The organism is Phenylobacterium sp. (assembly GCF_030651185.1).
GTDB lineage: Bacteria > Pseudomonadota > Alphaproteobacteria > Caulobacterales > Caulobacteraceae > Phenylobacterium.
On sequence record NZ_JAUSCJ010000022.1, the window covers coordinates 234,663 to 258,123 of the forward strand.

20 protein-coding genes are annotated in these 23,461 nt (G+C 68.2%); 9 read left to right on the forward strand and 11 right to left on the reverse strand.

Going from position 1 to position 23,461, the window contains the following annotated elements; translation table 11 throughout:
- Position 1: 1 nt before the first annotated feature.
- Positions 2–1,681, reverse strand: coding sequence for a sulfatase-like hydrolase/transferase (locus Q7J39_RS10100; protein WP_304823785.1), 1,680 nt, complete (start codon positions 1,679–1,681; stop codon positions 2–4).
- 209 nt (positions 1,682–1,890) lie between these two features.
- On the opposite strand from Q7J39_RS10100, the gene Q7J39_RS10105 reads away from it, so the two are divergent.
- From Q7J39_RS10105 to Q7J39_RS10135, 7 genes are all read left to right on the forward strand, one after another.
- The gene (locus Q7J39_RS10105; RefSeq protein WP_304823788.1) at positions 1,891–2,253 is read left to right on the forward strand and encodes a cytochrome c; all 363 of its coding nucleotides are present in this window, start codon (positions 1,891–1,893) and stop codon (positions 2,251–2,253) included.
- Positions 2,254–2,378: 125 nt separating this feature from the next.
- Positions 2,379–2,840: a CopG family ribbon-helix-helix protein gene (locus Q7J39_RS10110; protein ID WP_304823791.1), complete on the forward strand. Its 462-nt coding sequence runs from the start codon at positions 2,379–2,381 to the stop codon at positions 2,838–2,840.
- Positions 2,837–3,661 carry an urea amidolyase associated protein UAAP1 gene (locus Q7J39_RS10115; RefSeq protein ID WP_304823794.1) on the forward strand — a complete coding sequence of 275 codons (825 nt, stop codon included), beginning with the start codon at positions 2,837–2,839 and terminating at the stop codon, positions 3,659–3,661. The genes Q7J39_RS10110 and Q7J39_RS10115 overlap by 4 nt, the downstream gene beginning before the upstream one ends.
- Positions 3,658–4,287, forward strand: coding sequence for an urea amidolyase associated protein UAAP2 (locus Q7J39_RS10120; protein ID WP_304823797.1), 630 nt, complete (start codon positions 3,658–3,660; stop codon positions 4,285–4,287). Before Q7J39_RS10115 ends, Q7J39_RS10120 begins: the two co-directional genes overlap by 4 nt.
- A 5-nt stretch (positions 4,288–4,292) precedes the next feature.
- Complete coding sequence (gene uca, locus Q7J39_RS10125; RefSeq protein WP_304823800.1) at positions 4,293–7,916, forward strand: urea carboxylase; 3,624 nt, start codon at positions 4,293–4,295, stop codon at positions 7,914–7,916.
- A 6-nt stretch (positions 7,917–7,922) separates the two neighbouring features.
- Positions 7,923–9,701, forward strand: a complete 1,779-nt coding sequence (gene atzF / locus Q7J39_RS10130; protein WP_304823803.1) for an allophanate hydrolase — start codon at positions 7,923–7,925, stop codon at positions 9,699–9,701.
- A 60-nt stretch (positions 9,702–9,761) separates the two neighbouring features.
- Positions 9,762–10,808 (forward strand): hypothetical protein, encoded by a 1,047-nt coding sequence (locus Q7J39_RS10135; RefSeq protein WP_304823806.1) that lies wholly within the window; start codon positions 9,762–9,764, stop codon positions 10,806–10,808.
- Here Q7J39_RS10135 and Q7J39_RS10140 read toward each other — a convergent pair.
- The 3 genes from Q7J39_RS10140 to Q7J39_RS10150 are packed head-to-tail and all read right to left on the reverse strand — an operon-like array spanning position 10,805 to position 13,538.
- A complete protein-coding gene (locus Q7J39_RS10140; RefSeq protein WP_304823809.1) occupies positions 10,805–11,572 on the reverse strand; it encodes an ABC transporter ATP-binding protein in 768 nt (255 codons plus the stop codon). The two genes, Q7J39_RS10135 and Q7J39_RS10140, sit on opposite strands and share 4 nt — an antisense overlap.
- Positions 11,569–12,393, reverse strand: a complete 825-nt coding sequence (locus Q7J39_RS10145; protein ID WP_304823813.1) for an ABC transporter permease — start codon at positions 12,391–12,393, stop codon at positions 11,569–11,571. The genes Q7J39_RS10140 and Q7J39_RS10145 overlap by 4 nt, the downstream gene beginning before the upstream one ends.
- A gap of 47 nt (positions 12,394–12,440) precedes the next feature.
- Positions 12,441–13,538: a putative urea ABC transporter substrate-binding protein gene (locus Q7J39_RS10150; protein WP_304823817.1), complete on the reverse strand. Its 1,098-nt coding sequence runs from the start codon at positions 13,536–13,538 to the stop codon at positions 12,441–12,443.
- A 252-nt stretch (positions 13,539–13,790) separates the two neighbouring features.
- Between Q7J39_RS10150 and Q7J39_RS10155 the strand changes: the two genes are divergently transcribed.
- Complete coding sequence (locus tag Q7J39_RS10155) at positions 13,791–14,786, forward strand: isopenicillin N synthase family oxygenase (RefSeq protein ID WP_304823820.1); 996 nt, start codon at positions 13,791–13,793, stop codon at positions 14,784–14,786.
- A gap of 404 nt (positions 14,787–15,190) precedes the next feature.
- Here Q7J39_RS10155 and Q7J39_RS10160 read toward each other — a convergent pair whose 3' ends face one another.
- The 6 genes from Q7J39_RS10160 to Q7J39_RS10185 form a co-directional block, all read right to left on the reverse strand.
- On the reverse strand, positions 15,191–15,682 hold the full coding sequence (locus Q7J39_RS10160) for a CopG family ribbon-helix-helix protein (protein WP_304823823.1): 492 nt from the start codon (positions 15,680–15,682) through the stop codon (positions 15,191–15,193).
- Positions 15,683–15,790: 108 nt separating this feature from the next.
- Complete coding sequence (locus tag Q7J39_RS10165) at positions 15,791–16,519, reverse strand: hypothetical protein (RefSeq protein WP_304823826.1); 729 nt, start codon at positions 16,517–16,519, stop codon at positions 15,791–15,793.
- Positions 16,520–16,523: 4 nt separating this feature from the next.
- A complete protein-coding gene (locus tag Q7J39_RS10170) occupies positions 16,524–17,339 on the reverse strand; it encodes an ABC transporter permease (protein ID WP_304823829.1) in 816 nt (271 codons plus the stop codon).
- Entirely contained in the window at positions 17,336–18,226 is an 891-nt protein-coding gene (locus Q7J39_RS10175; protein ID WP_304823832.1) for an ABC transporter permease, read from the reverse strand. Before Q7J39_RS10175 ends, Q7J39_RS10170 begins: the two co-directional genes overlap by 4 nt.
- Complete coding sequence (locus Q7J39_RS10180) at positions 18,223–19,278, reverse strand: ABC transporter ATP-binding protein (protein ID WP_304823835.1); 1,056 nt, start codon at positions 19,276–19,278, stop codon at positions 18,223–18,225. The genes Q7J39_RS10175 and Q7J39_RS10180 overlap by 4 nt, the downstream gene beginning before the upstream one ends.
- Positions 19,279–19,289: 11 nt before the next feature.
- On the reverse strand, positions 19,290–20,384 hold the full coding sequence (locus Q7J39_RS10185) for a PotD/PotF family extracellular solute-binding protein (RefSeq protein WP_304823838.1): 1,095 nt from the start codon (positions 20,382–20,384) through the stop codon (positions 19,290–19,292).
- A 262-nt stretch (positions 20,385–20,646) separates the two neighbouring features.
- Here Q7J39_RS10185 and Q7J39_RS10190 point away from each other — a divergent pair, with 262 nt between their 5' ends.
- On the forward strand, positions 20,647–22,101 hold the full coding sequence (locus Q7J39_RS10190; protein WP_304823841.1) for an NAD-dependent succinate-semialdehyde dehydrogenase: 1,455 nt from the start codon (positions 20,647–20,649) through the stop codon (positions 22,099–22,101).
- On the opposite strand, the gene Q7J39_RS10195 is transcribed toward Q7J39_RS10190, so the two are convergent.
- Entirely contained in the window at positions 22,098–23,288 is a 1,191-nt protein-coding gene (locus tag Q7J39_RS10195; RefSeq protein WP_304823845.1) for an isopenicillin N synthase family oxygenase, read from the reverse strand. The two genes, Q7J39_RS10190 and Q7J39_RS10195, sit on opposite strands and share 4 nt — an antisense overlap.
- Positions 23,289–23,461 lie beyond the last annotated feature (173 nt).

Sequence of the window (23,461 nt, forward strand, 5' to 3'; positions counted from 1 at the left end):
ATCAATTGTCCCAGAGGATGTATTCCTCGCCCGCCTTCTGCGGCTGGCCACTCGGGTGGTCGATGAAGACCGGACCCTGGAGCAGGGACGGCCACATGGGCTTTTTCGTCTGCGCGTCCTGGGCCTTCAGCAGGGCCTTCAGCGCCGCCACCTTCTCTGGATTGGTCTTGGAGAGGTCGCGCTGCTCGGTGGGGTCGGCGGCCAGGTCGTAGAGCCAGACCTTGTCCCGGGCGCCGCTGACCTGAAGTTTCCACTCGCCGTCTAGAACGCTGCTGTATTGGCCTGAGCGCCAGAACAGAGTCTGGTGCGGGCGGCCCGTGGCCTTGCCCTGCAGATAGGGCGTCAGGTCGACGCCATCGATCACCCGGTCGGTGGGGACCGCCGCTCCGGCTGCCCCGGCGGCCGTGGCGAAGATGTCGATGTGGCTGACCGGGCTGGCGTAGCGGGAGCCCGGCGCGATCTTGGCGGGCCAGCGCATGAAGAAGGGCGCGCGGATGCCGCCTTCGAAGAAGGTCGACTTGAAGCCGCGATAGGGGCGGTTGATCTCCGGCAGGCCGACATAGCCCGCGCCGCCGTTGTCGCTGGTGAAGATCACCAGGGTGTTGTCGTCCAGGCCCTCGTCCTTCAGGGTCTGCAGCACGCGGCCCACATTGCGGTCCAGGTTGCGGACCATGGCGGCATAGACCCGCAAGCGGTGATCCTTGATCTGGGGCAGGGCGTCATAGTCGGCCTTGGTGGCCTGCAGCGGCGTATGGATGGCGTTCGGCGCGTAGTACATGAAGAATGGCCGGTTCTTGTTGGCCTTGATCGCGCTCACCGCCTCATCGGTGAGGTAGTCGGTCATGTAGCCCTTCGGCGCGAACATGGCCGAGTTGTTGTACTGCACCTGATAGGGAAGGTTCGGCCACAGGAAGCGGTCGATGGGGTCCCAGGGCTGCTTGGCGTTGACCACGTCAGGCGCCTTTTCCGGCAGGTACATCGAGCCGCCGGCGATAAAGCCCAGGCTCTCGTCGAAACCCTGCGCCTCGGGACGCGACCCTTCCGCCCCGCCCAGGTGCCACTTGCCCAGGTGAATGGTGTGGTAGCCGCGGGTCTTCAGGACCTCAGCTATGGTCACTTCACTGGCGGGCACGCTCAGGGTGTTGACGGCGGTGGGCGACGGCGCGGTGCTGCCGGGGGGCATGTCCTTGACCCGGTCGCCGAAGAACTTCGGTTTGACGATGGAGTCCGGCTCCGCCTCGGTGCCCACCAGCTTGGCGAAGCCGACGGGGGCTGGTGTGAATTCGAAGCCGAAGCGCGTGGGGTAGCGGCCGGTCATGATGGCCGCCCGGGACGGGGCGCAGGTGGCGTTGCCGGCATAGCCGTTGGTGAAGTCGACCCCGTCGCGACCGATGGAATCGATGTTCGGCGTGGGGACGACGCCACCCGCCACCCCCCCGCCGTTGATGGTGATGTCGTTGAAGCCCATGTCGTCGACGAGGATGAAGACCACGTTCGGCGGCGCTTCGCCGGGCGCCGGGGCTGTTGGGCCCTGGGCCCAGTTCACCGGACGGTTGGGTTCGATGTGCGGCAGCCTCGCACGAGCGATCATCCCAATGATGGCCGGCTTGTTCATCGACGCGACGCCGACGCCGGCGGCGATCACCAGGGCGGTGGCGCCCAGCCAGATGCGCTTCTTCATCGGTTTCCCCTACGACGATCAGATCGCTTTTATATATTGGCACTCAACGTGTCATTATATTCCGACCGTGTCCAGGCTCGACGGGCGCCCCCGGCGCGTTGATCTCGGTCAAGGCGCCGGCTCGGTTCCCCCTGGATATTTCGCATTCGAGAGAATGGGCTGCGGAGCGCCTTTCCGAGCGCCAACGGAGGATCGATGGGATGACAAGGGTGCTGAGGATTCGCGCCATTGGCCGGCTCTGCGCGCCGCTGTTGCTTGTCGCGGCCTGCGCCAGCGCCGCCGCATCGACCCCGTCGCCAAGCCGACCTGCCGCGGATGTGGCGGTCGAACGCGGCCGAGACCTGGCCGAACTCCGTTGCGGCGGCTGTCATGGCCTGGGCCTCTACGGCGAGAGCCCCCGGTCCCCCTCAACCCCGTTTCGCGACATGCGGCGGGGCATGACCGCCCTGAGCTTCCAGCAGCGCATGGAGAACATCGCTGAGGGCCGCCACTACGACATGCCCAAGATCGGTCTGACCGCCGGCGAGGCCGATGACATCGCCGCCTATATCGAGAGCCTCGAGCTCCCCTGAGGTCATCGCCGCGATGATAGGCGCCCGGACCCGCCACTGCCTAGGAGACGGGCGCCGGACGAGTTGATGTCGTTGGTGACGTATTACGATTTGAGCGGATCGTAATACTGACCGCACATCGGCGCATGAACGTCGAAACCCTTCCCCTGGCGCGATTGAGTCTGAGCATGCCCGCCGAACTGGTGGCCCAGCTCGACGCCATGGTCACCGAACGCGGCCTGCCCAGCCGGTCTCAGATGATCGCCGAACTGATCCGCCACGAACTGGCCGAGCATGGCGAGACCCGGCCCGCGACGGTCCTGGCGGGCGCCATCACCCTGATCTACCGCACTGAGAGCGGCCGGGTCCGCCAGGCGCTGGCCCAGGCCCAGCAGGCCTATCTGGAGGAGGTGATTTCCTCCCAGCACGTCTTCCTGGAGGACGACCAGTCCCTGGAGGTGCTCCTGGTCCAGGGGCCGTCGGAGCGCCTGCGGGACCTCTGCGACGAGCTGCGCAAAATCCGGGGCGTGCAGCAGCTGAAGCTGGTGACCACCACCGCTCTGCTGCCGCCCCTGCATGCCCTGTTCGATCCCGAGGACGCGACATGACCGACACCGCCAACCCCTATGCCGCCCAGGCCCACGCCCGGGCCATGGCCGGGACGCAGGTCGAGGCCATGCCCACCGTGCCCGCGAGTTCGGCGACCGACCTGCCGGTCGAAGTGTCGCCGGCCGACATGCTTTGGGCCGAGACCGTCGCGCCGGGTGGCTACGCCGCCAAGCGCCTGGACCGCGGCGCGCGGCTGCAGCTCACCGACCTGGCCGGCGACGCCTGCGCCTCGATGCTGGTGTTCAACGCCGAGCGGCCCATCGAGCGGCTGAACGTGGCCGACACCCTGAAGGTCCAGTGGAACGCCTATCTGGGGGCCGGCAAGCTGGTCCTGTCGGACATGGGCAAGGTGATGTTCAGCGTGCTGGAGGATGGCGCGGGAACCCACGACGCCTTCTGCGGGGCTTCCAACCAAATGACCAACGCCGCCAGGTACGGGACCGGCGACAACTGGGGGCCGCACCCGAATGCGCGGGACCGCTTCAGTCTGGCGCTCGCCAAGTTCGGCCTGGGCCGCCGGGACATCCACCCCTGCCTCAACTGGTTCAAGGGCGTGAAGGTGGAGGCCGACGGGTCGCTGACCCCACAACATGGCCCCTTCGCCGGCAGCCGGAGCCTGACCCTGCGGGCCGAGATGGACCTGATCGTGGTGCTGGCCAACTGCCCCCACGTGTTGGACGCGCGGTCGGACTACAGCGTCACGCCCCTGCGGGTCGCCGCCTGGCGCGGCCCGGTGACCCCGGCGGACGACCCCATCCGCAACGCCACCCCGGAGGGCCAGCGGGCCTTCCTGAACGTCGAGGCCGAGTACAGCCGATGAGTAGCCCCCTGGACGGCCTGACCGGACCCATCGCCCGGGACGACGTCGTCCCGGCCCGCGCGCCCTGGGACGCTGTGGTGCGCAAGGGCCAGACCCTGCGCATCGTCGACCTGGAGGGCAACCAGGCCGTGGACTTCCTGATGTATGCGCTGGCCGACGACGCCGAGCGCTACTCGGCCCAGGACACCATGGCCGCGCAGGGGAACATCTTCCTGCGCAACGGCTCGGTGCTGCTGTCCAATGAGGGCAATGCGATGGCCACCGTCACCGCCACCTCTGTGGCCTATCACGACACCATCGGTGGCGCCTGCTCGTGCGAGAGCAACACCCTGCGCTATGGCCACCACACCAAGAGCCAGCACGCCTGCGTCGAGAACTTCCTGCAGGCCAACGCCAAGCACGGGCGCGGCAAACGCGACATGGTCTCCAACATCAACTGGTTCATGAACGTGCCGGTGGAGGCCGATGGGGCGCTGGGCATCGTCGACGGCATCTCGGCGCCGGGCCTCTATGTGGACCTGCGCGCGGAGATGGACCTGGTGGCCATCGTCTCCAACTGTCCGCAGATCAACAATCCCTGCAACGGCTTCAATCCGACGCCCGTGCGCATGATCATCGCGGGGTAGGGCGGTTGTTCACCAAGGTCCTGATCGCCAACCGGGGCGCCATCGCCTGCCGGATCATTCGTACCCTGAAGACCATGGGGGTTGGCTCCGTGGCGGTGTTCTCCGACGCCGACGCCGGCAGCCTGCATGTCTCCCAGGCCGACGAGGCCGTGCACATCGGCCCCGCGGCCGCCGCCCAGTCCTATCTCGACATCGACGCCATCCTGGCCGCGGCCCAGGCCACGGGCGCCCAGGCCATCCATCCGGGCTACGGCTTCCTCAGCGAGAACACCAATTTCGCAGAGCGCTGCGAGGCGGCGGGGATCGCCTTTATCGGCCCGACCCCGGCCAATATCCTGGCCTTTGGCCTCAAGCACACCGCCCGCGACCTGGCTCAGGCCCAGGGTGTGCCCCTGGCGCCCGGCACCGACCTGCTCACCGACGCCGAAGTGGCCCGCGAGGCGGCCGAGCGGATCGGCTTCCCGGTGATCCTCAAGGCCACGGCCGGGGGCGGCGGCATCGGCATGCGGGTCTGCGAAACGCCAGAGGCCGTGGCCGAGGCCTTCGCCGCCGTGGCGCGGCTGGCGGGCTCCAACTTCTCCGACGCCGGGGTGTTCCTGGAGCGATATGTGCGCAAGGCGCGCCACATCGAGGTCCAGGTGTTCGGCGACGGCGCCGGCAAGGTCGTGGCGCTGGGCGAGCGCGACTGCTCCCTGCAGCGCCGCAACCAGAAGGTCATCGAGGAGACGCCCGCCCCGCACCTGCCGGTCGCCACCCGCGCCGCCCTCATGGCCGCCGCCGTCCGTCTGTGCGAGGCCGCCGACTATCGCTCCGCCGGCACCGTCGAGTTCCTCTACGACGCCGAGCGGGACGACTTCTTCTTCCTGGAGGTCAACACCCGGCTGCAGGTCGAGCACGGGGTGACCGAGCAGGTCACCGGCGTCGATCTCGTCGAATGGATGATCCGCGGGGCGGCCGGCGACTACGCCTTCCTCGACAGCTTCGACGGCGCCGCCAAGGGCGCCTCGATCCAGGCCCGGCTCTATGCCGAGGATCCGGGCCAGGACTACAGGCCCTCCTCAGGCGTGCTCACCAAGGCCAGCTTCCCGGAGGGCGTCCGGGTCGACACCTGGATCACCGACGGCTCTGAGGTCAGCGCCCACTACGACCCCCTGCTGGCCAAGCTGATCGTCACTGCCGACGACCGAGAGACGGCCGTCCGCGCCCTGCAGCAGGCCCTGGACCGCACCGCCCTCTACGGCCTGGAGACCAACCTCGAATGGCTGCGCCAGGTGGCGCGCAGCGAAGCCTTCGTCAGCGGCGAGGTCTCGACCCGTGCTCTGGCCGACATCGTGTTCAAGCCCCGCACCATCCGGGTGCTGAGCGGCGGCCCGGCCACCACGGTCCAGGACTATCCGGGCCGCCTCGGCTACTGGGACGTGGGCGTACCGCCGTCGGGGCCGATGGATGCGCTCGCCTTCCGGCTGGGCAACAAGCTTCTGGGCAATCCGGAGACTGCGGCGGGGTTGGAGATCACCGCGCTGGGCCCCAGCCTGATCTTCAACCACGAGGCCGTGGTCTGCCTGACCGGCGCCGAACTGGAGGCCCGTCTCGATGGCGAGCCGGTGGCCACCTACGCGCCGTTTGCCATCGCGGCGGGCCAGACCCTGAAGATCGCCCGGGTGAAGGGCGCGGGCCTGCGGGCCTATCTGCTGGTGCGCGGCGGGCTGGATATCCCGGCCTATCTCGGCAGCCGCTCGAGCTTCACCCTCGGCGGCTTCGGCGGTCATGCGGGGCGCACCCTGGCGGCCGGCGACGTGCTGCACCTGGGCGACGCGCAGGTCGAGGATGTCGCCCAGCCGCTGGCGCCGTCCGCGCGGCCCAAGCTCGGCAAGGCCTGGGCGATCCGGGTGCTGGCGGGACCGCACGGCGCGCCGGACTTCTTCACCCCCGGCGACATCGCCATGGTCCGCTCGGCCGAGTGGAAGGTGCACTACAATTCCAACCGCACCGGCGTGCGCCTGATCGGCCCCAAGCCGCACTGGGCGCGGCGCGACGGCGGCGAGGCGGGGCTGCATCCCTCCAACATCCACGACAACGCCTACGCCATCGGCGCTGTCGACTTCACCGGCGACATGCCGATCATCCTGGGGCCGGACGGGCCGTCGCTCGGCGGGTTCGTCTGCCCCTTCGTGGTGATCCAGGCCGACCTGTGGAAGGTGGGCCAACTGGCGCCCGGCGACACCGTCAGCTTCGACGTGGTGGACGACACCGCCGCCACCCTGGCCGAGGCCGAGCTGGACCGGCTGGTGGCCAGCCTGGAGCCCGGCCCGCCGCCGACTCCTGCGCCGCATCGCGAACTGCCCGGGGGCGACATCATCAATCCGGTGCTGGCGGTCATCGAAGCCACCGGTCACCGGCCCCAGGTGGTTTACCGCCGCCAGGGGGACCGGCACCTCCTGGTCGAATACGGCCCCATCGTTCTGGACCTCGAACTGCGCCTGCGCATCCACGCTTTGATGCTGGAACTCCAGGCCAAGGCCCTGCCCGGCGTCATCGACATCACGCCCGGCATCCGCTCGCTGCAGGTCCACTATGACAGCCGCGTCCTGCCCCAGGTCGGCCTGCTGCAGACGCTCGCCGACATGGAAGAGCGCCTGGGGGGGCTCGACGACTTCGAGATCCCCAGCCGGGTGATCCACCTGCCGCTGTCCTGGAAGGACCCGGCGATCTACGAGACCATCGACAAGTACATGGCCTCGGTGCGCGACGACGCCCCCTGGTGCCCGGACAACATCGAGTTCATCCGGCGCATCAACGGCCTGGAGAGCGAGGACGACGTCCACCGCATCGTCTTCGACGCCCGCTACCTGGTGATGGGCCTGGGGGACGTCTATCTGGGCGCGCCGGTGGCCACCCCGGTCGATCCGCGCCACCGGCTTGTCACGACGAAGTACAACCCCGCCCGCACCTGGACCCCGCCCAACGTGGTGGGCATCGGCGGGGCCTATATGTGCATCTATGGGATGGAGGGGCCGGGCGGCTACCAGCTGTTCGGGCGCACCATCCAGGTGTGGAACACCTATCGCCAGACCAACGCCTTCACCGAGGGCAAGCCCTGGCTGCTGCGGTTCTTCGACCAGATCCGGTTCTTCCCCGTCAGCCACGAGGAGCTCACCGAATGGCGCCGCGACTTCCCCCTGGGCCGCCGCGAGATCCGCATCGACGAGGAGACCTTCCGGCTTTCCGACTACCGCAGGATGATGGCCGACAACGCCGAGTCCATCGAGGCCTTCCAGGCGACCCGCCAGGCCGCCTTCGAGGCCGAGCGGGCCGATTGGGAGGTGAAGGGCGAGTTCGCCCGGGTCGAGGCGCTCTCCAGCGAAGCCATCGATGACGCGCCCGCCGCCGCCTTCGAGGCGCCCGGCGGTTCGGAATTCGTCGAGGCGCCCCTGGGCGGCAGCGTCTGGAAGATGCTCGTCGAGGTGGGCGACCACGTGGAGAAGGGTGCGATCATCGCGGTCATCGAGGCCATGAAGACCGAGTGCGACGTGGCCAGCCCCAGCGCCGGCGTGGTCCGCCAGGTCTATGCCCAGGAACGCCAGCCCATTGCGCCGGGCGCCCCGATGATCGCCCTCGAACCGGCCTGAAATCCCATGACCCGTCTCTCCATCGCCGCCATCGCGTCCGACGTCTCCAGCGGCAAGCGTTCCGCCGAGGCCGTCATCGCCGAGGCCCTGGACTCCATCGCCGCCTATGACGAGGTTCAGGCCCACGCCTGGATCATGCGGCCAGATCCGCAAGTCGTCCTGGCCCAGGCCCGCGCCATCGACGCCCGCGTCGCGGCGGGCGAGACGTTGCCCCTGGCCGGCGTGCCCTTCGCGGTGAAGGACAATATCGACGTGGCGGGCCTGCCCACCACGGCGGCCTGCCCCGCCTACGCCTACGAGCCGCAGGCGACCGCCACCGTCGTCGCCCGGCTGCTGGCGGCGGGCGCGATCCTGATGGGCAAGACCAACCTGGACCAGTTCGCCACCGGCCTGGTGGGCGCCCGCAGCCCCTATGGCGCGCCGGCCTGCGTCTACAACCTGGCCTATGTCAGCGGCGGGTCGAGTTCCGGGTCGGCGGTGGCCGTAGCGGCGGGGCTCGTGGCTTTCGCGCTGGGCACCGACACGGCGGGCTCGGGCCGGGTGCCGGCGGCCTTCAACGGCCTGATCGGCTTCAAGCCCACCAAGGGCCGCTGGAGCACCTCGGGCGTTGTGCCGGCCTGCCGCTCCCTCGACTGCGTCACCGTGCTGGCCAACGACGTCGCCGACGCGGCTCTGGTGGACAGCGTCGTGGCGGCCTTCGATCCCACCGACGCCTATTCGCGGCCCGCGCCAGCCGCGCCCGCCCTGCTGGGGCCGAGCTTCCGGTTCGGGGTTCCGAAGGCGGATCAACTGATCTTCATGGGCGATGACCAGGCCCAGGCCTTCTACGCCAAGGCGGTCGAACGCCTCACCGCCACCGGCGGCGTCCCGGTCGAGATCGACATCGAGCCCCTGCTGGAGGCGGCCAAGCTGCTCTACAGCGGCCCGTGGGTGGCCGAACGCACCGCCGCCACCGAGTCCCTGCTCCGCGAGACCCCGGCGGCCGTGAACCCCACGGTCCGCGCCATCCTGCAGGGCGGCTTCGGGGTCACAGGCGTGGACACCTTCCGCGGCCTCTATGCGCTCGCCGACCACGCTCGGGCGGCTGAGGCGATCTGGCCCCAGGTCGACGTCCTGCTGCTGCCCACCACGCCGACCATCTACCGCCTGCGCGAGGTCATGGCTGAGCCCTTCGCCCTGAACGGGGCGCTCGGCCTCTACACCAACTTCGTCAACCTGCTGGACATGAGCGCCATCGCGGTCCCGGCCGGGTTCCGCGACAACGACACCGGCTTCGGCGTCACCCTGGTGGGTCAGGCCTGGGCCGACAACCTCCTGCTCGACCTGGCCCGCCGCTACGAGGAGATCTCCCCCATGCCCGACGCCCCTGTCCTCGACGCCACCGGAAAGGCCCAGACCGTGAAGCTCGCCGTGGTCGGCGCCCACCTGGCCGGCATGCCGCTGCACTGGCAGCTCACCTCCCGCGAGGCCAAGCTGATCAGCCGCACCAAGACCGCCCCGGCCTACAGGCTGTTCGCCATGACCAACACCACGCCGTTCAAGCCGGCTCTGATCCATGTGGGCGAGGGCGGCGGGGCCATCGAGGTGGAGGTCTACGAGATGGGCGTCGAGGCCTTCGGCAGCTTCGTCGTCGAGGTGCCCGCGCCGCTCGCCATCGGCACCGTCACCCTGGAGGGGGGCGGCTCGGTGAAGGGCTTCGTCGCCGAACCTCGCGCCATCGTCGGCGCAGAGGACATCACGGCCCTGGGCGGCTGGCGCGCCTATATCGCCAAGCTGCCGGCCTAGCGGATCACAGCGGAGCCTTGATAGAAGGGAGCCGACGCTCCTCTCGACAACAAGGCCGCCATGCTGAGCTGGATCCATTCGACCCTGGGCTACGCCTGGGGACCTCTGCGGCTCTTCGAGTCCTTCTTCTTCCTGGCGGGCATCGGCTTCGCGCTCTGCGCGCTCTCCACCTGGATTCTTCTGCCCAGGCTCTGGTCGCGCCTGCCCACCGACCGGGGCCGCGCCTTCGCTGTCAACGCCGAGATGAGCGTGGGCAAGCCGATCAGCGCAGGCCTGATCTTCGTCAGCATTTTCTGCCTGGCCTGTCTGATCTTCGTGCCCTTTGGCGCGCGATGCCTCCTCACCCTGCCGTTGATGGTGGCGGCCATGCTGGTGGGCTATTTCGACGATCGGCGCGGCGGTTTCTCGGAGTACCAGCTGGCCCTGATGGACGCGGCCATCGCAGTCGGCGCGGCCATGGTGATCTGCGGCTTTGAGCCCGTCACCATCTGGCTGCCGATCTGGAAGGGGACCCTCATCCTCGGCCCCTGGCTCTCCATTCCGCTGGCCTCGGGCCTGATCTGGCTTTCCATCAACGCCACCAACTGCTCCGACGGGGTGGACGGGGTGTCGGGCAGTCTGACCGGCACCGCCATCCTGCTGCTGGGCGGCCTGCTCTACGCGGTGCTCGGCAACGAGGTGGTGGCCGGACACCTCAACGTCCCCTTCACCCGCGAGGGCGCCAACTGGGCGATCATGGCCTTCCTGATGGTGGGCTGCGTGGCCGGCTACCTCTGGTACAACGCCGCCCCCAGCCTGGTGCTGATGGGGGATGCCGGATCGCGGCCGCTGGGTCTGCTGATCGGCATGCTGGTGGTGGCCACCAACAACCCGCTGTTCCTGCTGCTGGTGGGCTCGGTGATCCTGATGAACGGCGCCACGGGCCTGGTGAAGGTCGCCCTGCTGCGGTTCTTCGGCCTGAAGATTCTGGCCGGCATCCGCTTCCCCCTGCACGACCATTGCCGCAAGGAACTGGGCTGGTCCAACACCCAGGTGCTGGTGCGCTTCATGCTGGTGCACCTCGGCCTCTCGGCCCTGCTGGTGATCCTGGCCCTGAAGGTCCGTTAAGTGCTCACGAGGCCCTTCAGAACCGGCGGCACGGCGCGGCTCTTCTTGTCGTCCAGCGGGAAGTCGTAGACCGCGGTCGAGCCGTAGCGGTGCGGCGCCTGGGGATCGTGGCGGCGCTTGTCGAAGGCCACCACGCGGGTGCCCAGCTTGAAGGCCTCCTTGATGTCGTGGGTGACCATCAGGATGGTGAGTTTGTGCTCGGTCCACAGCTCGGTGATCAGGGCGTGCATGTCCAGGCGCACGCCTGGGTCCAATGCGCCGAAGGGCTCGTCGAGGAGCAGGATGCGCGGCCGGGTGATCAGGGCCTGGGCGAGGGCCAGCCGCTGCTGCATGCCCCCCGACAGCGCGCGCGGATAGGTCTTGAAATTGTGCTCCAGCCCGACGCGGGCCAGCAGGGCCTTGGCCGCCTCGCGGGCCAGTTTCTTGTCCTTGCCCCCCAGCCGACCGCGCAGGGGGGAGCCCGCGCAGTCCAGGCCGAAGGTGACGTTGTCGAGGGCGTTCATGTGCGGGAACACCGAGTAGCGCTGGAAGACCACGCCACGGTCGGGGCCGGGCTCGGGCGACAGCGGCTCGCCGTCCAGCAGAATCGAGCCCCGCGTCGGCGCCTCCTGGCCGAGCGCCAGCCGCAGGAAGGTGGACTTGCCGGCGCCAGACGGCCCGATGATGGAGACGAAGGCCCCGTCGGCGACCTCCAGGTCGACCTTCTCCAGGACGATCTTCGAACCGTACTCGACCCAGACGTTTCGGAAGGCCAGCTTGCTCATCGGACGTTTCGCGGCGGATGGGCCCAGGCGAAGCTGGTGCGGCTCCAGGCCTGCAGGGCCAGGTCCATGATCACCGCCAAGAGCGAGATCCAGACGACGTAGGGCAGGATGATGTCCATGGCCAGGTACCGGCGGACCAGGAAGATCCGATAGCCGAGGCCGACGTCCGAGGCGATGGCCTCGGCGGAGATCAGATAGACCCAGGCGGGGCAAAGGGAGAGCCGCAGGGAGTCGATCAAGCGCGGCAGGGCCTGGGGGAGGGCGACCCGCAGCAGGGTCAGCCAGGTCGAGGCGCCGAGCGTCTGGGCCTTGACGATCTGTTCCTCGGGGATGGCCGCCACATGGGTCGCGAGGTCGCGGACCATGACCGGGGTGATGCCGACGAAGATCAGCACGATCTTCGAGGTCTCCCCCAACCCGAAGACGATGAAGAGTATGGGCAAGACCGCGATGGGCGGGATCACCGAGATGGTCGCCACAAGGGGGCCGAGGCTGGCGCGCACATAGGGGAGCAGGCCGATGGTGAGGCCCAGGACCAAGGTGGTGGCCGCCGCGAGCCCGACGGCGATCCCAAGCCGGCTCAGGCTGGCCTTGGTGTCGGCCACCAGCGGCACCTCGCCGGTGCGGGGATCGGGCTCGAAGGCCATGGTCTGGATGCCGGCGGCCATGGCGGCCGGGATCGGGGTGATCTTGTCGCGGGGGTTCTCGGTGTGCCGCGCAGTGGCGATCACCAGGTAGAGCAGGACCAGGGCCAGGATCGGCAGCAGGCCCAGAAGGAGGCGACCCCCGACACGCGGCCGCGCGTTCAGCAGACGGCGCATCGGAAGGTCACCTCCAGAGGGGTAAGTGAGTACTTGGAGCGCGGGGCCTAGAGCTTGCCGTCCGCGGCCATCTGCACGTAGGTCGGGTCGAAGCGCAGCTTCACGTTCTTCGGGTCGCCGAGGATCTTGCCGCCCGGGAACTCGATGCCGATGTCGTCCACCGACTTGGCGCCCTGGCCGAACAGGCCGGCGGTGAAGCTGAACTTGCGCACCTTGTCGTTGGCGGTGACCAGGTCGGGACTGGTGGTGGCCGCCAGCGCCGCCTTGGGATCGTAGTAGAGGTAGGTGGTCTTCAGCTGGCTTTCGTAGCCGGCAAGGTCGGTGCCGGAGATCTTGGCCATCGCCTCGCGGGCGGCCTTACCGGCGGCGTCCTGCTGGTTCATCAGCATGGTGGTCTCGTACCAGATGCCGGCCAGGGCCTTGGCCAGGTTCGGGTTGGCCTTGGCCACCTCGGTGGAGATGATCATGCCGTCGAGGATCTCGCCGGGGATCTTGGACGAATCGAACACTTCCTTGGCCCCGGCCATCTTCTTGATTTCGGTGAGCTGCGGGTTCCAAGGCACCACAGCCTTGGTCTCCGGCGCGCCGAAGGCGGCCACGATGTCGGCGTCGGACGTGTTGACCACCTTCACGTCGGTCATCTTCAGGCCCGCGCTCTCCAAGCCCCGAGCCAGCAGGTAGTGGGAGACGGAGTTTTCCACCAGGTTGACCGGACGGCCCTTGATGTCGGCCAGGGTCGCGCCGCCCTTCAGGACGATGCCGTCATTGCCGTTGGAATAGTCGCCGATCATCACGAAGGTCGTGTCCTTACCGGCGGCGGCCGGAATGGTCAGGGCGTCCATGTTGGTGGAGGTCACCGCGTCCAGCTTGCCGGCGGTGAACTGGTTGAGGCTTTCGACATAGTCGTTGATCTGCACCAGCTTGATATCGACGCCGTACTTGTCGGACCACTTCTTCACGATCCCGGCCTGCTCGGCATAGGGCCAGGGCATCCAACCGGCATAGATGGTCCAGCCGACGGTGTAGGTCTTGGCGGCCGGCGCCGCGGCGCTCTCGGTCTCCGTCTTCGGGCTGCAGGCGGCGAGCGCCAGGCCGACAAGGGCCGCCGTGGCGGCGACTTTCACTCCGGTAAGCCACTTGGTCATCTCGATCCCCTGTTCCGCAGACCGGCCTCGCCCGTCTTTCGAGCGATATTACTGAGTGCGCAGATCGTAATAATCCACGGCTCCGGCGTGCGCGGCGCGGAGAGGCGGAAAGGCGCCGCAAAACGAGGCAGGGAGGCGGCCGGATGACCGTCCAGGCGTCAATCGAGGGGGCCGTCGCGGCCGCTTCGCGTCGAGGGTGACTGAATACGAACAGTTCAATTGGTAATACGTGCGACGCCTGGGAGACCGCTCGTGACCCGCAATTTCCAGTCTGTGCCGGTGGTGGATATTGCCCGCCTCGGCTCGCCCGACGCGGCTGATCGCCAGGCCGTGGCCGAGGCCCTTGGCCGCGCGGCGCGGGAGGCCGGCTTTCTCCACGTCACCGGCCACGGGCTGAACCCGGCCCTGATCGACGATCTGCTGGCCGCCGCCCAGCGCTACTTCGCCCAGCCGATGCCTGTGAAAATGGGGTGCTATATCGGTGGCTCCACCAACCACTCCGGCTACGTCCCAGAAGGTGAGGAGGTCTTTCCGGGCGGCAAGATCGACAGGAAGGAGGCCTATGACATCGGCCTCGACTGGCCGCACGGCGATGACCGCGCCCCGATGATGGGGCCGAACCTCTGGCCCGACGACGCGGGCTTCAAGGCCGCCGCCGAGGCCTATTATTCCGCGATCTCCGGCCTGGCCCGGCGGCTGTTTGGCGGCTTCGCCCTGGCGCTGGGTTTGCCCCAGGACGCCTTCGAAGCCCACCTGACCTGCCCGCCCAGCCAGCTTCGCGTCATCCACTACCCCTTCGATCCCCATGCCGAGCCTGACCAGCAGGGGATCGGCGCCCATACCGACTATGAGTTCTTCACCCTGCTGCACGGCACCGCGCCGGGCCTGGAGGTGATGAACGGGGAGGGGCGTTGGGTCGACTGCCCGCCGATCCCGGGCGCCTTCGTGGTCAATATCGGCGACATGCTGGAGGCCTGGACCAACGGCGAGTTCGTCGCGACCTCGCACCGGGTCCGCAAGGTCGGCGAGGAGCGCTACAGCTTCCCCTTCTTCGCCACCTGCGATTACTGGACGGTGGTGGCGCCGCACCCGGCCTTCGTCAGCGACGAGCGTCCTGCCCGCTATCGGCGCCTGGTGTCGGGCGACCACCTGATGGCCCAGACCATCGCGACGTTCGGGTATCTGCAGGACCGTCGCGACGGCGTGTCGGCGACCCTGGCCTTCGGACAGGAAGCGAAGGTCGTCTAATTCCTCCCCTCCGGGGGAGAGGGACCGCGAAGCAGTGGAGGGGGTTAGGGCCGTAGGGTTCCCAGCGTCCGAGCCCCCTCCGTCTCGCGGCCTTTGGCCACGATCCACCCCCCCGAACCGGCCTGCGGCTTGGGGGAGGAATTTGGGCGGCGCTGCCCTGTATCGGCGTGTTCGGACGATTTACTGCTCAGGCATTGGGCAGGCGCGTTGAGTTCGCTGAGTCCTGGCCGCGCCGCCATATCCGCCGCCCGCGCCGCGCCTACCCTCGAACCTCGCCTGGAGGTTCCCATGACCCCTCGAAAGATCACCCCGAAAGCCACCCAGCCCCTCGCCGCCGTCCCGTGGGTCGTGCTGCTGCGTTCGGCCCTGTTCCAGGCGATGACCGTGCGGGCCGACAGACTGGGTTAGCGGGCGCCGGCCCGGCGGCGCATGGGCGCCACGGGCTCGGCCGCCCCATGAGCATGCAGCGGCGGCAGCAGGGAGCGCGTCGTCACCAGTTTCAATTGCTGAACCGCGCGGACCCGGCGCAGCCGGTCGCAGAGCTGTTGCAGACGCTCGGCGGAGCCCTGGACCAGCAGCACTTCCAGCGAGCGATCCTCTTCCAGAAAGACGTGCTGCGAGGAGATCACCTCGGGGAGGTACTCGGACTGGACGCGGGCGAGCGCATGACGCACCCGGCCGCTCTCGGCGCGATAGATCAGGGTGATGGTGCCGGCCATGACGCCGTCGGCCAGACCGTCCTCGGTGTCGGCCAGTTCATGGCGGATCAGTTCGGCGATCATCTGCGAGCGACTGGGAAGGCCGCGGCGCGAGACCATGGCGTCCAGTTGCGTCAGCAACTTGCTGGGCAGGCTGATGCCGATGCGGGCGAGTTGCGGGAGCAGGTCCTGGGCCACGGCGTAATCCAACTATGACTGACGGCTCAGCCGCGCATAACATTCGCATGGTGCGTATGCGGCGATCAACGCGCCAGGGTCGATTTGGCGGAGTCTTGGTTTGTCGCCTCAGGAGAGGGCAGGCGCCGGGACGTCGCAGTCGATCAGCGTCCACTCGGCCGGGTCCACCGCGCCCAGGTCGGTCCCCTCCAGCCAGGGATAGGACGACAAGGTCACCTGACGCGAGGCGCCGTCGATCTTGCCATGACAGAGCCGCATGGAGAGCGCGGCGATGGCGGCCTCGCGCTTCCCGGCCGCGAGCGCCTCGGTGACATAGGCGGTGAGCGACTCGGCCGGCGCCAGGGGTGTCGCCCGGTCGCGGATTTCCAGGAAGTACTCGCCCGCGATCACCAGCAGGCCCTTGGCCTCGCCGGCCAACCTGTAGGCCGCCAGAGGGGTCGCGCTGAGCGCCTCCTGACGCCAGATTTCCTGGTACTCCGAATGGATGCCGTCCTCGATCATGACGCCGTCCTTCACCGCGAAGGTCGCCTCATCCACCGAGTCGTTGGGGGGCTGGTAGTCCAGGTCGCGGCGCCACAGGCAGACATTCCCGGTGGCCGTCAGCTCGCCGGCGAACCCCTGCACGGCGGCCATCTGGATCAGCTCGGTGTCGGTATAGTCGGCGAAACCCAAGGCGCCGTCGCGCGTGGGCCGATCGGCCTTGACCCGGATGTCGGCGTACCAGGACCGGGTCTGCAGCCACAGCACCCGGGTGGTCTCGTCGCGATAGCCCTTGGGTGTGGTTATAACCTCGCGGCGCCACAGGCCGGTGAGGTCTGGGGGGACATGGGCCGACATCGTCTTACGCCTCCAGGGGCCGGTGGCGGCCCATCAGCTTGGGCAGGTCGCCGATGGCGGCCAGCAGGCTGAAGGCGGCGAAGCCCAGCAGGATGAAGATCACCGCGCCCACGCACATGGTGGGTTCATAGCCGGAGCGCAGGCTGGTGAACACGCGGATCGGCAGGGTCTGCACCGAGAAGCCGGCCACCATGTAGGCGATCAGGTACTCGTTCAGGCTCAGCACGAAGACATAGACCAGCGCGCAGAGGATGTAGGGGGTCATGGCCGGCCGCACCACCATGCGGAAGGCCTCGGCGTCGCCGGCCCCCATGGTATGGGCGGCCTCGATCAGCGCCTTCTCGATGGACTGGAAGCCCACCGACAGCATGGCCACAGGGATGCCCAGCAGGATCACCGAGTGGCTCAGCACCACGTTCTCGATGCGGCCCACATGGCCCATAACGCCCCAGAAGGCCGAGAACATCAGGGCCGTCACCACGCCGGGCAGCAGGAAAAGTCCCGAGCCGACTCCCGCCAGGGCCTTGGCTGCCTTGGAGTTATACCGCCAGACCGCGTAGGCGATCGGCAGGGCTACGGTCACCGCGATCACCGAGGCCAGCGTGCTGATGGTGAGCGAGGTCTCCAGCGACTTCATCCAGCCGGCGTCGGTGAAGAAGGCTCTGTACCATTTCAGGCTGAGATCGCTGGGCGGGAAGGTCATCCGCCGGCCCTCGTTGAAGGAGACGCCGATCACCACCACCAGGGGGGCGGCGATGAACAGGGCCACCAGGCTGAGGAAGCCGCGGCGCAGGATCGTGGCGAGCAGGCCTTCGTTCATGACGCGGGGCTCCCGGCCCGGCTGAGCAGGCGCACCAGGCCGAGCAGGCCCACCATCAGCGAGACCAGGGCCACGGCCTGGGCGGCGGCCAGGGGCAGGTTGCCGGTGGTCATGGCGCCGTTGGAGATGAGGATGCCCACCGTCCACTGCTGCGGTCGTCCCAGCACCAGCGGGGTCAGGTAGGAGCCGACGGTGAAGATCACCACCAGCAGGCCCGCCGACAGCAGCGGCCCCTTCACCATCGGCGCCACCACGGTCAGGAAGGCCCGCGCCGGCGAGGCGCCCATGGTGGTGGCCGCCGCCGGGATGTCGTCGTCCAGCTGCGACATGGCCGGGTAGAGGAAGAGGATGATGTAGGGCAGGACCAGATAGACCAGGCAGACCATGACGGCGGCGAAGTTCGGGTAGAGCGAGTGGGCCTGCTCCATGACCCCCAGCGCCACCAGGGTCTTCACCAGGCCGCCGCTGCCCGACAGCAGCACCTGGAAGGCAAAGACGATCAGCACCTCCGACAGCGACAGCGTCGAGAGCAGGCCCACCAGCCAGGTGATCTGGGCCCGGCGCTTCATGCGGCTGATGAAATAGGCGACGGGGAAGGCCAGGGCGACGCTGATGACGGCGGTGGTCAGCGCCAGGGTGAAGGAGAACAGGGCCACCTTCAGGAACTGCGGCGTCATCAGCTGGCGGTACTGGGTGAGTTCGAGACCGGCCCGCCACAGGCCGCCATCCTCTCGGTGCGCGAAGCTCAGCTGGACCAGCAGGAACAGCGGGATCAGGCACAGCACGATCAGGAACAGGGTGGGCAGGGAGAGCAAGCCCGCCAGCACGACCGGGTCGCGGTCGGGCGCCTCGGCGTCGGTCTTCAGCGGGACGGCGAGGTCGGTCATGCGGCGAGCACGCGGCACTGGTTCTGCGGCAGGCGCAGGTGGGCGATGTCGCCGGTCCCCGCCCCCATCCAGTCGCGGGGCTGGACAACGCTGAGCACGTCGCGGCCGTCGCAATCCAGGTGGACCTCGACGCTGGAACCCATGTCGCGAATGAAGGTGATCCGTCCAGAGACTGTATTGTCGCCCGCGCCGTTGGCGGCGGTGAGCTGGATGTCCTCTGGCCGGATGGAGAGCGTCGCCAGACCTCTGGCGCTGGTGGGCTGTGTCATCGGCGCGACCTTGAGAATGTTGGCGCCGAACCGGACAGTTTCGTGGTCCAGAACCTCCACCGGCAGCAGGTTGGACAGGCCGATGAAGTTGGCGACGAAGGTGTTGGCCGGCGCGCGGTAGATCGACAGCGGACTGCCGTACTGCTGGATCTTGCCATCCCCCATGACGGCGATGCTGTCCGCCATGGACATGGCCTCGCGCTGGTCATGGGTCACCAGGATGGTGGTGATCTGCAGGCGCTTCTGCAGCAGGCGCAGCTCGATCTGCATTTCCTCCCGCAGCTTGGCGTCGAGAGCCGAGAACGGTTCGTCCAGCAGGAAGATCGGCGGCTCCTGGGCCAGAGCCCGGGCGATGGCGACGCGCTGGCGCTGGCCGCCGGAGAGCTGGCTGACCGCCCGCTTCTCCATGCCGGGCAGGCGGACGAGTGTCAGCAGTTCGTCGACGCGGGCCTTGCGCTGGCGGGCGTCCTGCCCCTGCAGGCGCAGGCTGAAGGCCACGTTCTCGCCCACGGACAGGTGGGGGAAGAGGGCCAGGGACTGGAAGACCATGCCGAACTTTCGGACATTGGCCGGCTGCCGGGTGATATCGCGGCCGTTGAGGGCGATCGACCCCTCGCCGGGCTGCTCCAGTCCGGCGATCATCCGCATCAGGGTGGTCTTGCCGCAACCGGAGGGGCCGAGGAAACAGACGAACTCCCCCTGCGGAATCGACAATGACACGTCGTCGACAGCGAGGTGGGCGCCGAAGGCCTTGGTGACCTTGCTGATCTCAAGTCCGAACATGGCGGAGCCCCTCAGCTCGAGATCATCTTGGTGAAGTTGGTCGCCATGAAATCCAGGTGCCGGGCGCGGGCCTCATAGTTGGTGGTGATCGGCGGGATCTCGCTGGAGACCCTGTTGAACTCCTCCGACGTCAGGTCCAGCAGTTCGCGCCGGATCAGTGGTGGGGCGTTCACCTTGCGGGCGATCAGGTTCTGGGCCTGCGGCGAGCACATGAAGTTGATGAAGGCGTCGGCCTCGGCGACCTTGGTGGAGGCGGCGGGCTGGCACCAGGAGCCGAAATCCATCACGGCCCCCTCCTTGGGGAAGACGATGGAGAGCGGCGTGCCACTGGCCTTCAGGGTGGCGGCGACGTCGGCGAAGTAGACGCCGCCCTTCACCTCCCCATTCTCCAGGGCCGTTTGCATGGTGCCCTCCGACTCCCACCACAGCTTGGTGTTGGGCTTCAGCTCGGCGATCTTGTTGATCACCTTCAGGATCCCGGCCTCGGTGTCGAGGGTCGCGGGGCCGTCGAAATAGGTCTTGGCGGTGATGTCGAAGATCGGCCCCGCCCCGGCGCCGGCCAGGCCCCAGGCGTCGCGATAGGCCGGTTCCCAGAGGGCGGTCCAGGTGTCGATGGGGGTCTTGATCTGGTCGGGATTGACCACAAGGGCCAAGAACCAGCCCAGGGCGCCGACGCCGTCGATCCCCTTGGGGCCTGACAGTACGTATTGCCAGGGCAGGTTTCCGAGGTTCGGCAGGGCCTTGGGGTCGCGCTGGCGCCACAGGTTGGCTTTACGGCCGCGGTTCACGTCCACCGCCGTCGAGATGCAGAGGTCCATGGGGGCGATGCCGGCCTTGTTGGCCTCGATGAGCTGAAGCAGGAACTGCAGACCCGCCGGCTGGGCAATGGATTCCACCTTGATGCCGGTGGCCTTCTCGAACACCGGATAGACGTGGGCCGACATCGCCTCCTCGAAGTTGCCGCCGTAGCTGGAGACCTTGAGGGTGTTGGCGCCGCCGCCCGAGGCTTTGGGCGAGCAGGCCGCCAGGGTGAGTCCCGCGGCCCCCATCAGCAGGCCTCGCCGGTTCAGGAAGCCGGGTCGTCGGCCGTCTTGGTCTGCGTCCATAGCCACGCTCCATCGGTGCCCCCTGACAGTCGATCCGCGCCGGAGGGCTTGCAAAGCCTGGCCGACCTGGCTGGGAGCACCTGTCCCGTTTGCCCTGAACCCGTGCAAGGAAGGGGCGCCTGGAGACTACGTTTCGAGCAGTTCGTACTACTGGGCAGGCGCCGCGCCACAGACTCCCGTTCGATGAGCCACCGTGGGCGGCGCGGGGACGGGAAGCGGGGAAGTATGGCGGCGGTATCCAAGTTCCAATGAGGCCCGGCCCATGCCCTTTGACATCGACATCGACGCCGCCGACCGGCCGCTGCTGATCGATAATGTCTGGCGCGCGGGCGGGGGCGGAGAGTGGCTGCCGATCCTCAACCCGGTGGACGAGAGCTTGCTGGGGCGGTTCGCGGTGGCGACGACGGCAGACCTCGACGAAGCCCTGGCCAGCGCGCAGGCGGCCTTCCTGACCTGGCGCGATGTCGGCCCCTTGGCCCGCGCCCAGGTGCTGCGCGCCGCCGCCGCCCTGATACTGCAACGGGCCGATGCCCTGGCCACCGCGCTCACCCGCGAACAGGGCAAGCCGCTCGCCCAGGCGCGGATGGAGATCGAGGGGTGCGCGCGCGCCTTCGACTGGGCCGCCGAGGAGGGCCGCCGCACCTATGGCCGGGTGATCCCCTCCAACACGCCGGGCCTGATGTGGACCACCGGCCGCTTCCCGGTCGGGCCGGTGGCGGCCTTCACCCCCTGGAACTTTCCCGCCTCGCAGGCCGCGGCCAAGATCGGCAGCGCCATCGCCGCGGGCTGCTCGATCATCCTGAAGGGCCCGGAGGACGCGCCGAGCGGCTGCGTGGGTCTGGCTCAGGCCTTGGTGGACGCGGGCCTCCCGCCCGGCGTCCTCACCCTGGTGTTCGGCCGCCCGCCGGAGATTTCCGAGCACCTGATCGCCTCGCCGATCATCCGCAAGGTGTCCTTCACCGGTTCGGTCCCGGTGGGTAAGCACCTTGCGGGCCTGGCCGCGGCCCAGATGAAGCCCTGCACCATGGAGCTCGGCGGCCACGCGCCGGTGCTGGTGTTCGGCGACGTCGATCCGGTGGCCGCCGCCAGGACCTTGGTGACCGGAAAATTCCGCAACGCTGGCCAGGTGTGCATCTCGCCCACCCGCTTCATGGTCGCTCAGTCGATCTACGAACCGTTCGTCGAAGCCTTCACGGAGGGCGCAAAGGCCCTGGTGGTGGGAAACGGCCTGGAGCCCGAGACGGAGATGGGGCCCCTGGCCAACGACCGCCGCCTAGCCTCGGTGGAGGCCATGGTGGCCGATGCGGTGGCCAAGGGCGCGACCCTGCGCACCGGCGGCGAACGGATCGGCAATACCGGGTACTTCTACAGGCCCACCGTCCTCACCGACGTGCCGGAGACTGCGCGCGTCCTGCATGATGAGCCCTTCGGCCCCCTCGCGGTCCTGACCCCCTTCGCCGACCGGGAGGAAGCCATGGCGCGCGCCAACGCCACCCCGTTCGGCCTGGCGGCCTACGCCTTCACCCGCAGCCAGGAGGACGCCGCCTTTGTCGCCCGGCGCTTCGAGAGTGGCATGGTGGGGATCAACACCTTCATGATCGGCGGCGCCGAGGCGCCCTTCGGCGGGATCAAGGAAAGCGGCTATGGCCGTGAAGGCGGCATGGAGGGCATCGACGCCTATCTGACCACCAAGGTCGTCGCGCAGATGCCCGCCTAGGGCGCGGCCTCGACCTTCGGGGCGCTGGGGAACTCGTTCACGGCCTTGCGCTTGAACGGGTTCTCCTTGTGGATCGGGAAGTCGATCTTCAGCTCGCCCAGGCAGATCTTCTTGCGCAGGTGCTTGGCGCCGTTGACGCTGAAGCCGGCCAGGTGGTCTCCGGCGACGATGCGGTTGTACTTGGCCGGAACCTCGCCGGAGACGAACTGCGGCAGGGGTTCGATCACCGTGTGATAGTCGACGGCGAAGAACAGCGGCATCGAGAAGCGCTCCTTGCCGGTGTTCACCACCCGGTGCTGGGTGGCTTTGAACCGGCCGTTGGTCCAGCCCTCGATCAGGTCCCCCACATTGACGATGAATGTGCCGGGGATCGGCGGCGCGGCGACCCATTCGTCGGCGGCGTTCATCACCTGAAGGCCGGGACCGCCCTGGTGCAGGATGGTGAAGCACTCGAAGTCGGAGTGGGCGCCGATGCCCAGGTTGTCGTTGTCCATCGGCCGGTCATTGGGCGGATAGTGCAGCAGGCGCAGTTGCGACGGTGGCTTCTGGGTAAGCTTGGCGAAGAAGTCCTCGGGCAGGCCCAGCGCCACGGTGAAGGCGTGGAACAGGCTGTCTCCGACCGCCGTCACCGCGTCATAATAGGCCATCACCTCGTCGCGGAATCCGGGGATGAAGTCGGGCCACTGGTTGGGCACCAGCATCAGGTTGCCGGCCAGGAAATCAGGGTCGGTCTCCGGCAGTTCGATGGAGACGTCGAAGGCCGCGTGCAGGCGCGGCTTGGTCAGGTAGTCGTGGTCGGGATTGGGCTCCACCAGGCGGTAGAGTTCCGGGTCGCCGTCGTCATCCTTGTCACCGTCCGGAATCCAGCCGCGGGTGCCTGGCGAGTTGGAGATGTGGACCTGCTGCTTCAGGTCCTTGGGCGAATAGTGGAACTGGCGCGAGAGCTCATAGGTGCGCTCGATCAGCGCCTCGGGGACGCCGTGGTTCTTGATGTAGAAGAAGCCCACCGTCTCGCAGGCCCGGCCGATTTCCGCGGCCGTGGCCTCCAGGGCCTCGCGGTCCGTCCCGCGCAGGGCCGAGATGTCGATCACCGGAATAGACGAGAAGGCCAGCAGCTTGGCGCCCATCTCGGCGGTGGCCGGCTCGGCCTCGGCTTGGCGGCTCGCGGTTGTCGACTGGGGGCTCATCACCGGCTCCTGGCGCACTGTCCAAGGGACCCTAGGCCTCGCGGGCCGTCTGTAACCTCAAGACTGCGCGAGGCCGAGGTTTCACCGTCATCGTAACACGTTTTGCTCAGGTCGTACTCAGCGGCGCCCCTGTGGCGCCCAGGATTTCCGAGCGTCACAAACAAGAACCCCGA